General features: G+C 41.8%; 7 protein-coding genes. 6 read left to right on the forward strand and 1 reads right to left on the reverse strand.

The window, feature by feature from the left end:
- Positions 1-198: 198 nt before the first annotated feature.
- A complete protein-coding gene (crcB, locus tag HMPREF0106_RS09060; protein WP_009040385.1) occupies positions 199-633 on the reverse strand; it encodes a fluoride efflux transporter CrcB in 435 nt (144 codons plus the stop codon).
- 357 nt (positions 634-990) lie between these two features.
- Between crcB and HMPREF0106_RS09055 the strand changes: the two genes are divergently transcribed.
- The 6 genes from HMPREF0106_RS09055 to HMPREF0106_RS09030 all read left to right on the forward strand — a co-directional run bounded on the left by HMPREF0106_RS09055 (position 991) and on the right by HMPREF0106_RS09030 (position 10,147).
- Positions 991-3,150 carry a glycoside hydrolase family 97 protein gene (locus tag HMPREF0106_RS09055; RefSeq protein ID WP_009040386.1) on the forward strand — a complete coding sequence of 720 codons (2,160 nt, stop codon included), beginning with the start codon at positions 991-993 and terminating at the stop codon, positions 3,148-3,150.
- Positions 3,151-3,314: 164 nt separating this feature from the next.
- Positions 3,315-4,724 carry an amidophosphoribosyltransferase gene (locus HMPREF0106_RS09050; RefSeq protein ID WP_004302052.1) on the forward strand — a complete coding sequence of 470 codons (1,410 nt, stop codon included), beginning with the start codon at positions 3,315-3,317 and terminating at the stop codon, positions 4,722-4,724.
- 152 nt (positions 4,725-4,876) lie between these two features.
- Complete coding sequence (gene pepT, locus HMPREF0106_RS09045; RefSeq protein WP_004302053.1) at positions 4,877-6,100, forward strand: peptidase T; 1,224 nt, start codon at positions 4,877-4,879, stop codon at positions 6,098-6,100.
- A gap of 61 nt (positions 6,101-6,161) precedes the next feature.
- Complete coding sequence (gene gcvT / locus HMPREF0106_RS09040; RefSeq protein ID WP_004302054.1) at positions 6,162-7,247, forward strand: glycine cleavage system aminomethyltransferase GcvT; 1,086 nt, start codon at positions 6,162-6,164, stop codon at positions 7,245-7,247.
- Between the two features lie 151 nt (positions 7,248-7,398).
- Positions 7,399-9,672, forward strand: coding sequence for a cation:proton antiporter (locus tag HMPREF0106_RS09035; RefSeq protein WP_008644441.1), 2,274 nt, complete (start codon positions 7,399-7,401; stop codon positions 9,670-9,672).
- Between the two features lie 49 nt (positions 9,673-9,721).
- A complete protein-coding gene (locus tag HMPREF0106_RS09030; RefSeq protein WP_004302057.1) occupies positions 9,722-10,147 on the forward strand; it encodes an HIT family protein in 426 nt (141 codons plus the stop codon).
- Positions 10,148-10,327: the final 180 nt, after the last annotated feature.

Below are 10,327 nucleotides of genomic sequence, written 5' to 3' on the forward strand. Positions count from 1 at the left end.
GGATCATGACAGCAAGGCAATACGTGCTGAATATCTATACAGAAAACCGGGCTTATGCAAGACCTTTCAAAACAGAATTCGGATAAGAATCCTTTCTTTCCGGTTAGAATCTGCGTATTACCTCAAGTCGCATCGTGGGGTAAGGGGATGGTGGCTACATATTGATGTTGTGCTGTTGCTTTTTACTGAAAGCTGCTACTAACGACTCATAAATCTACCCTTAATCGTGTATTGGATGATAGTTGCGGATTTTAGGTAAATCTGTTTTCCCACATATCCGCCGGCTAACGTTGCGGCTAATCCTATTCCTATACTTAATAATGTATATAGAACAAATGCTCCGTAAAATTCTCCTTTCAGCAGACCTACGCCATCACTGGAGAAAGTAGAGAACGTTGTGAAACCTCCACATAAACCCGTTGTCAGAAACAAACGGACCTCGAACGGAAGGTGGAATCGCTCTGAAAGAGCATAGAACAGACCGATGAGAAAACTGCCGAGAAGATTGACCGTGAAAGTGGCCCATGGAAAATGATAAGGGACGATTCGTTCGTGCATTAACAACTGGATAAAATAACGTAGTGCACTACCAGTTCCTCCACCGATAAAGATATAGATAACTTCTTTACTCATTTGATTGAAAGATTGATATTATTTGTAGGCGGCTTCAAAATCCTTTTCGAATTGTTGGAAGCCTCCGGGATAAACTAAGGTGTTGTGTCATATAAATAATAAAATGTTTGTTGATGTGATTGAGATAATAATCTGCAAATATAGAAAGATTATGCAATATTCATATTTAATCCTTTTAATTTAATCACCATAGACACTATATTTTTGGGGGGAGACAAAATGTGTTATCTGTTTTATTATTAAGTACTTATTTCGTTTTTGAATCTGTATTCCTCTATATTTTCTTTATAAAGAAAAACACTACTTGGATTTCCGGTCTATCTTTGCCATACGATTATTAACTAACTCATTTATATCATGAAGAACATGAAAATAGGAACTGCAATGTGGGTCTGCCTGTTGCTCTCTTTTTTCTTCGGCACATCAGCAAAGGCCGAAAGTATCACTTCTCCTGACGGACAATTAAAACTTAATTTCTCTGTCAACATGCAAGGAGAACCGGTGTATGAACTCTCTTATAAAGGAAAAGAGGTGATTAAACCTTCGAAACTGGGACTGGAATTGAAAAATGATCCCGGACTGATGAATGGATTCACTCTGGCCGATATTAAAACTTCTGCTTTTGATGAAACATGGGAACCGGTGTGGGGAGAGGTGAAATCGATCCGCAACCATTATAATGAAATGGCTGTTACCCTGAATCAAAAGGCGCAAGATCGTAATCTGATTATTTGTTTTCGTCTTTATAATGATGGCTTGGGGTTCCGCTATGAGTTCCCGCAGCAAAAGAATCTGAATTACTTCGTTATAAAAGAAGAACATTCGCAGTTTGCTATGGCCGGCGATCATACGGCATTCTGGATTCCAGGCGATTATGATACGCAGGAATATGACTATACCGAATCCAAGCTTTCAGAGATTCGCGGATTGTTGCAAGGGGCAATTACTCCAAATGCTTCTCAAACTCTTTTTTCACCAACAGGTGTGCAGACATCTTTGCAAATGAAGACAGCCGACGGGTTGTATATCAATCTGCATGAAGCGGCTTTGGTTGATTATTCTTGTATGCATCTGAACCTTGACGATCAGAACCTGATTTTTGAATCATGGCTGACTCCTGATGCAAAAGGGGATAAAGGTTATATGCAAACGCCTTGCCGTTCACCCTGGCGCACGGTGATTGTCAGTGATGATGCTCGTGATATTCTGGCTTCCAAATTGACTTTGAACTTGAATGAACCTTGTGCCTACGAAGATGTTTCCTGGATTAAGCCGGTGAAATACATCGGTGTGTGGTGGGAAATGATTACCGGAAAAAGTTCCTGGTCGTACACGGATGATGTTTATTCTGTGAAACTGGGACAGACGGATTATTCCCAAACAAAACCGAGCGGGCGTCATGCAGCCAATAATGACAAAGTGAAGCGTTACATTGACTTTGCTTCAGAGCATGGATTCGACCAGATCTTAGTGGAAGGCTGGAATGAAGGCTGGGAAGACTGGTTCGGAAATTCGAAGGATTATGTCTTTGATTTCGTAACTCCGTATCCTGATTTTGACGTGAAGATGCTCAATGCGTATGCAAAGGAAAAAGGAGTGAAGCTGATGATGCATCACGAGACTTCCGCTTCTGTACGTAACTACGAGCGCCATCTTGATAAAGCCTATCAGTTTATGATAGATAACGGATACAATGCTGTGAAGAGCGGGTATGTAGGTAATATTATTCCGCGTGGAGAACATCATTACGGACAGTGGATGAACAATCATTATTTATATGCGGTGGAAAAAGCGGCCGAATATAAGATCTGTGTAAATGCTCACGAAGCAACCCGTCCGACAGGATTATGTCGCACATATCCGAATCTGATCGGTAATGAATCGGCTCGTGGCACGGAATATGAAGCCTTTGCAGGGAATAAGCCGTTCCATACCACCTTGCTTCCTTTCACCCGTCAGATTGGTGGACCGATGGATTATACACCGGGTATCTTTGATACAAAACTTTCTTTCCTGTCAGGCGACCACAGTTTTGTACGTACAACTTTGGCAAAACAGTTGGCACTTTATGTAACGATGTACAGTCCTTTGCAAATGGCAGCCGACCTTCCGGAGAGTTACGAACGTCACATGGATGCATTTCAATTTATCAAGGATGTAGCCGTTGATTGGGATGACAGCAAGTATCTGGAAGCGGAACCGGGAGATTATATTACCGTAGCACGTAAGGCAAAAGGTACTGATAACTGGTTTGTAGGTGGTATCACCGATGAGAATCCCCGTACTTCTGCTTTTACACTTGATTTTCTCGAACCGGGAAAACAATATGTAGCTACTCTTTATGCTGACGGAAAGGAGGCGGATTTTGAAAAGAATCCTACTTCTTACCAGATAAAAAAAGGACTTGTTACAAACAAGAATAAGATGTCTGTGAAGCTGGCACGTAGCGGAGGATTTGCAGTAAGTTTGATTGAAGCAACTCCCGCTGACTTGAAAACGATCAAGAAATGGAAATAAGATTCCGGTAAAAAGATTGTTTCCGGATTCCCCGCTTTTTAATAAATATTAGTTGTGCTTCGCAAAGAAAACTAAAACTTTGCGGAGCGCTTTTTTTATAGGACGAATTCTTTTTTGTACTTTTGCGCCATCTTTTTTAAAACATCATCAATAAAGAGAACAACATGGGAGGTTTTTTCGGAACAGTCTCGAAAACTAGCTGCGTGACTGATTTATTCTACGGCACAGATTATAACTCACATCTGGGTACCAAGCGAGGAGGACTCGCAACATACAGTGAGGAAAAAGGTTTTATACGCTCCATTCACAATTTGGAAAGTACTTATTTCCGAACCAAGTTTGAAGGAGAACTGGACAAATTCAAAGGAAACGCCGGCATCGGCATCATTAGCGACACAGACGCACAACCTATCATCATCAATTCTCACCTCGGGCGCTTCGCCATTGTCACAGTCGCTAAAATAGTCAATATCCAGGAATTGGAAGAAGAACTTCTCAGTCAAAACATGCACTTCGCCGAACTTAGTTCGAGCAACACCAACCAGACGGAACTTATCGCATTACTTATTATACAAGGCAGAACTTTTGTGGAAGGTATCGAAAATGTGTTTAAGCACATTAAGGGTTCTTGTTCGATGTTGCTTCTGACGGAAGATGGTAGTATCATCGCTGCCCGTGACCGATGGGGACGTACTCCGGTGGTGATTGGAAGGAAAGACGGTGCTTATGCTGCAACGAGCGAATCGTCCAGTTTTCCGAATCTGGATTATGAGATTGAGAGATATTTAGGTCCCGGTGAGATTGTCCGTATGTATGACGATCATGTTGACCAGCTTCGCAAGCCCAATGAGGATATGCAGATTTGCTCGTTTTTGTGGGTGTACTACGGTTTCCCGACTTCTTGTTATGAAGGAAAGAATGTAGAGGAAGTGCGTTTCACCAGCGGATTGAAAATGGGACAGACAGATGAATCGGAAGTGGATTGTGCTTGCGGTATTCCTGATTCGGGAGTGGGTATGGCTTTAGGATATGCCGAAGGAAAGGGGGTTCCTTACCATCGTGCTATTTCAAAATATACACCGACATGGCCTCGTAGCTTCACTCCGAGCAATCAGGAGATGCGTTCGCTTGTTGCTAAGATGAAGTTGATTCCCAACCGTGCCATGCTGCAAAATAAACGTTTGTTGTTCTGTGACGATTCAATCGTGCGGGGAACTCAATTACGTGACAATGTGAAGATTCTGTATGATTACGGAGCAAAGGAGGTGCACATGCGTATCGCTTGTCCGCCATTGATTTATGCTTGTCCGTTTGTTGGTTTTTCGGCTTCTAAAAATGCATTGGAGTTGATTACCCGTCGTATTATCAAGGAACTGGAAGGGGATGAGAATAAGAACCTGGAGAAATATGCTACTACCGGTTCTCCGGAATACGATAAGATGGTTAGTATTATTGCAGAGCGTTTCGGTCTCAGTTCATTGAAGTTTAATACACTGGAAACGCTGATTGAGGCTATCGGATTACCTAAATGCAAGGTTTGTACACATTGCTTTGATGGTAGCAGCCATTTTTAAAGTAGTCAAATAGGATATTTAAGTATCCGGATAAAAGTATACAATAAAAAGAGCCGTGAATTGCTTTGTAATTCACGGCTCTTTTTTTACCTTTACGGCACTATAAACTATCAATTTGTAAATTGTAATTAGTAACTTGTAATTAAAACAATATGACTTTAGTAGACAGATTTTTAAAGTATGTAAGCTTCGATACACAATCTGATGAATCGACAGGGCTTACTCCAAGTACTCCGAAGCAGATGATTTTTGCTGAATACTTGAAAAAAGAGTTGGAATCTTTGGGATTGGAAGATATTACTTTGGATGAGCATGGCTATCTTTTTGCTACACTTCCTGCCAATATAAATAAAGAAGTACCCACTATCGGGTTTATTGCCCACATGGATACAAGTCCTGATATGACGGGTAAAGATGTCACTCCGCGCATTGTGGAAAAGTATGACGGTTCGGATATTGTGCTTTGTGCTGAAGAGAATGTAGTCCTTTCTCCATCACAATTCCCGGAATTGCTGGATCATAAGGGAGAAGACTTGATTGTAACCAACGGAAAAACGTTGCTCGGTGCCGACGACAAAGCCGGTATCGCGGAAATTGTATCAGCGATGGTTTATCTGAAGGAACATCCCGAAATCAAACACGGTAAAATCCGTATCGGCTTCAATCCTGACGAAGAAATCGGTGAAGGTGCTCATAAATTCGATGTAGAGAAATTCGGTTGTGAATGGGGATATACGATGGATGGAGGTGAAGTAGGGGAGTTGGAGTTTGAGAACTTTAATGCTGCTGCCGCAAAAATAACCTTTAAAGGACGTAATGTGCATCCGGGATATGCCAAGGATAAGATGATTAACTCTATCTATCTTGCCAATCAGTTTATTACGATGCTTCCCTCACAGGAAAGACCAGAACATACGACCGGCTATGAAGGATTCTATCATTTGATTGGTATTCAGGGGGATGTGGAGCAAAGCACTGTGTCTTATATCATCCGCGATCATGACCGTGCAAAATTTGAGAACCGTAAAAAAGAGATAGAACGTCTGGTAGCTCAAATGAACGCTGAATATGGAGCTGGTACTGCGACACTCGAACTGCGCGACCAGTATTATAATATGCGTGAGAAAATAGAACCGGTAATGCACATCATCGATACTGCTTTTGCAGCTATGGAAGCCGTGGGTGTGAAACCGAATGTAAAACCGATTCGTGGAGGTACGGATGGTGCGCAGCTTTCTTTTAAGGGATTGCCTTGTCCGAATATCTTTGCCGGTGGTCTGAATTTCCACGGTCGTTACGAATTTGTGCCTATCCAGAATATGGAGAAAGCAATGAAAGTGATCGTAAAAATAGCAGAACTGGTGGCTTCCAAATAAAAAGACGGTAAGCTCCGGTAATACTTAATACCTGATACTTAAAACTTAATACTTTAAAATAATGAAAACCACTCCGTTTACAGAGAAACATATAGCACTTGGTGCTAAAATGCACGAGTTTGCAGGTTATAATATGCCTATTGAATACTCCGGTATCATTGATGAACACATAACTGTTTGTCAAGGTGTCGGTGTATTTGATGTATCGCACATGGGAGAATTTTGGGTGAAAGGACCGCAAGCGTTGGCCTTTCTGCAGAAAATAACATCTAACAATGTGGCGGCACTGGCTCCGGGTAAAATACAATATACTTGTTTTCCGAATGAGGATGGGGGGATTGTAGATGATTTGCTGGTTTATCAGTATGAACCGGAAAAATACATGTTGGTGGTGAATGCTTCCAATATGGAAAAAGACTGGAACTGGTGTGTTTCTCACAATACGGAGGGAGCCGAGTTGGAAAATTCGTCGGATAACATAGCTCAACTTGCTATACAGGGTCCGAAGGCTATTTCGGTTCTGCAAAAGTTGACGGATATTGATCTTGCTACTATTCCTTATTATACATTTAAGGTTGGAACGTTTGCAAGTGAAGAGAATGTGATTATCTCCAATACGGGTTATACCGGTGCGGGAGGTTTTGAGCTTTATTTCTATCCGTCTGCGGCTGATTCTATATGGAAGGCTATTTTTGAAGCTGGTGAAGAGTATGGCATTAAACCTATCGGTTTGGGTGCCCGTGATACGCTCCGGTTGGAAATGGGCTTCTGTCTGTATGGCAATGATCTGGATGATACGACTTCTCCGATAGAAGCCGGATTGGGATGGATCACTAAGTTTGTGGAGGGCAAGGATTTTGTCAACCGTCCGATGCTGGAAAAACAGAAAGCGGAAGGTGTTACCCGTAAACTGGTTGGCTTTGAAATGGTTGATCGCGGAATTCCCCGTCATGGCTATGAACTGGTGAATGATGAAGGCGAGAAAGTGGGAGTGGTGACCTCCGGTACGATGTCGCCTACCCGTAAGATTGGTATCGGTATGGGATATGTGAAACCGGAATATAGTAAGGTGGGTACGGAAATCTGTATCGATATGCGTGGTCGGAAATTGAAAGCTGTGGTAGTGAAACCGCCTTTTAGAAAGTAAAAAATAAGCTTGTTATTGTGTATAGCCCCGGATAAGTTACGACTCTATCCGGGGCTAACTTATTTTATGATGGTTATTGCAAAACATATTCGTAAATATGTTGTTTATCCCATAGAAATAATATAATTTTGTCATCAAATACGATAAAATAATGTCTCAATTACCTACTCTTATAGCTGACCTCGCACTTATATTGATTTGTGCCGGTGTTATGACTTTGTTGTTTAAGAAGTTGAAACAACCTCTGGTCTTGGGATATGTAGTTGCCGGATTTCTGGCAAGTCCGCATATGCCGTATACTCCTTCAGTGATGGATACTGCCAATATTAAGACTTGGGCGGATATTGGTGTTATTTTCTTGCTGTTTGCTCTTGGTTTGGAATTTAGTTTTAAGAAGATTGTCAAGGTGGGTGGTTCTGCCATCATTGCTGCCTGTACCATCATCTTTTGTATGATTTTGTTGGGAATAGGAGTCGGCATGGGTTTCGGCTGGCACAGGATGGACAGTCTGTTCTTGGGCGGTATGATTGCGATGTCGTCTACTACTATTATTTATAAAGCTTTTGATGATTTAGGATTAAGGAAGAAGCAGTTCACCGGACTTGTGTTGAGTATCTTGATTTTGGAAGATATTTTGGCTATTGTATTAATGGTGATGCTTTCCACTATGGCGGTAAGCCAACATTTTGAAGGTACCGAGATGTTGGAGAGTATCGGGAAATTATTGTTTTTCCTTATTCTGTGGTTTGTTGTCGGTATCTATCTGATTCCTGAATTCTTGAAACGCTGCCGGAAATTGATGGGAGAGGAGACTCTGCTTATTGTGTCGTTGGCACTTTGTTTCGGTATGGTAGTGATGGCGGCTCATACAGGATTTTCTGCTGCATTTGGTGCATTTATAATGGGATCTATTCTGGCGGAAACAATCGAGGCGGAATCCATAGACCGGCTGGTGAAACCGGTAAAGGATCTTTTTGGAGCTATCTTTTTCGTATCGGTCGGTATGATGGTGGATCCTGCAATGATTGTAGAATATGCCGTACCTATTATAGTTATTACTTTGGCTGTTATCTTGGGACAGGCCGTTTTTGGTACATTCGGTGTTATTCTCTCCGGAAAGCCTTTAAAGACGGCTATGCAATGCGGCTTTAGTTTAACGCAGATCGGCGAATTTGCGTTTATTATTGCTTCTTTGGGAGTCTCTTTGCATGTAACGAGTGACTTTCTGTATCCGATAGTGGTAGCGGTTTCTGTGATTACTACTTTCCTGACTCCTTATATGATTCGTTTTGCCGAGCCGGCTTCTACTTTTGTGGATGCTCATCTTCCGGAATCATGGAAAAAAATAATGATGCGTTATTCTTCCGGTTCGCAAACAGCTCTGAATCACGAGAATTTGTGGAAGAAGCTAATCTTGTCAATGGTACGTATAACAGTTGTTTATTCAATTGTCAGTATGTCGATTATTGCACTTTCTTTTCGTTTTGTCGTGCCATTCTTTAAAGAGAATCTGCCTCATTTCTGGGCATCATTGTTGGGAGCGGTATTTATCATTCTGTGTATTGCTCCTTTCTTGCGTGCCATTATGGTGAAGAAAAATCATTCGGTTGAGTTTATGACCTTATGGCATGACAGCCGTGCCAACCGCGCACCGCTGGTATCGACAATCGTGATTCGTATTATGATAGCGGCACTTTTTGTTATCTTTGTTATTTCCGGATTATTTAAGGCGTCTATCGGATTGATTATTGGAGTGGCTGTACTTGTTGTATTGTTGATGGTATGGTCTCGCCGTTTGAAGAAGCAATCGATATTGATTGAACGTCGTTTCTTTCAGAATCTCCGTTCCAGAGATGTACGTGCAGAGTATCTGGGAGAGAAAAAGCCGGAGTATGCCGGTCGTTTGTTGTCGCATGATTTGCATCTTGCCGATATGGAAATTCCGGGTGAATCCAGTTGGGCGGGAAAGACATTGATGGAGCTGAATCTGGGGAAGAAGTTTGGAGTTCATGTTGCTTCTATTCTTCGTGGAAAGAGGAGGATTAATATCCCCGGTGGTTCTGTCCGCCTGTTTCCGATGGATAAGATACAGGTGATAGGTACAGATGAACAATTAAGTGTGTTTAATGAGGCGATGCAAAACGGAGCGAAGATAGACTGGGAGGTCTATGAAAAGAGCGAGATGGCTTTGAAGCAGTTTATCATTGACAGTGATTCTGTTTTTCTGGGTAAAACGATTCGTGAATCGGGTATCCGCGACAAATATCATTGTATGATAGCCGGTGTTGAAAGTGAAGACGGTACACTGATGGTTCCTGATGTAAATGCTCCACTCGAAGAAGGCGATGTTGTTTGGGTGGTAGGCGAAAAAGAGGATGTGTACCAATTAGTCGATCAAAAAAACGAAAAAGTACAAGCAGGATAAGAATGGAATACTTATTTTTGCAACGATAAAAACTTAAAATAATAATATCATGAAGAGTGATCCGAAAGAATGTCTGTATTGCCAGAACAATGAAACGCTGCATAATCTGATGATTGAGATTGCGCAATTGAGTGTGTCACGTGTGTTTTTGTTTAAGGAACAAACCTACCGTGGACGTTGTCTTGTTTCTTATAAAGACCATGTGAACGATTTGAATGAATTGAGTGATGAAGATCGTAATGCTTTTATGGCAGATGTAGCGCGTGTCACTCGTGCCATGCAAAAAGCTTTCCAGCCGGAAAAGATTAATTATGGTGCTTACTCGGATAAATTGTCTCATTTGCATTTTCATTTAGCACCTAAATATGTGGATGGACCTGATTATGGAGGTATATTCCAAATGAACCCGGGAAAGGTTTATCTGACTGATGCAGAATATCAGGAATTGATTGATGCTGTTAAGGCAAACCTATAAACGGTAAATTTTGCGGGGTGCCCTGAAAGGGCTTAATTATACAGCGTAGGGCAACGCCCTACGAAAAAACGGTAATCTGAATTTGCGCCCTGAAAGGGCATAATTGTATACAGTTCCGCCCTTTCAGGGCTTGTGGCTGGTGTGTTTTTTTCGTAGGGCGTTGCCCTACGCTATATAATT

Origin of the sequence: Bacteroides sp. D22, from assembly GCF_000163675.1 — a bacterium.
Classification (GTDB): domain Bacteria; phylum Bacteroidota; class Bacteroidia; order Bacteroidales; family Bacteroidaceae; genus Bacteroides; species Bacteroides xylanisolvens.

Bases quoted from the DNA above. Each gene is read 5' to 3' on its own strand.
- crcB (WP_009040385.1), bottom strand. From the start codon at position 633: ATGAGTAAAGAAGTTATCTATATCTTTATCGGTGGAGGAACTGGTAGT.
- pepT (WP_004302053.1), top strand. From the start codon at position 4,877: ATGACTTTAGTAGACAGATTTTTAAAGTATGTAAGCTTCGATACACAA.
- HMPREF0106_RS09030 (WP_004302057.1), top strand. From the start codon at position 9,722: ATGAAGAGTGATCCGAAAGAATGTCTGTATTGCCAGAACAATGAAACG.
- HMPREF0106_RS09035 (WP_008644441.1), top strand. From the start codon at position 7,399: ATGTCTCAATTACCTACTCTTATAGCTGACCTCGCACTTATATTGATT.
- gcvT (WP_004302054.1), top strand. From the start codon at position 6,162: ATGAAAACCACTCCGTTTACAGAGAAACATATAGCACTTGGTGCTAAA.
- HMPREF0106_RS09055 (WP_009040386.1), top strand. From the start codon at position 991: ATGAAGAACATGAAAATAGGAACTGCAATGTGGGTCTGCCTGTTGCTC.
- HMPREF0106_RS09050 (WP_004302052.1), top strand. From the start codon at position 3,315: ATGGGAGGTTTTTTCGGAACAGTCTCGAAAACTAGCTGCGTGACTGAT.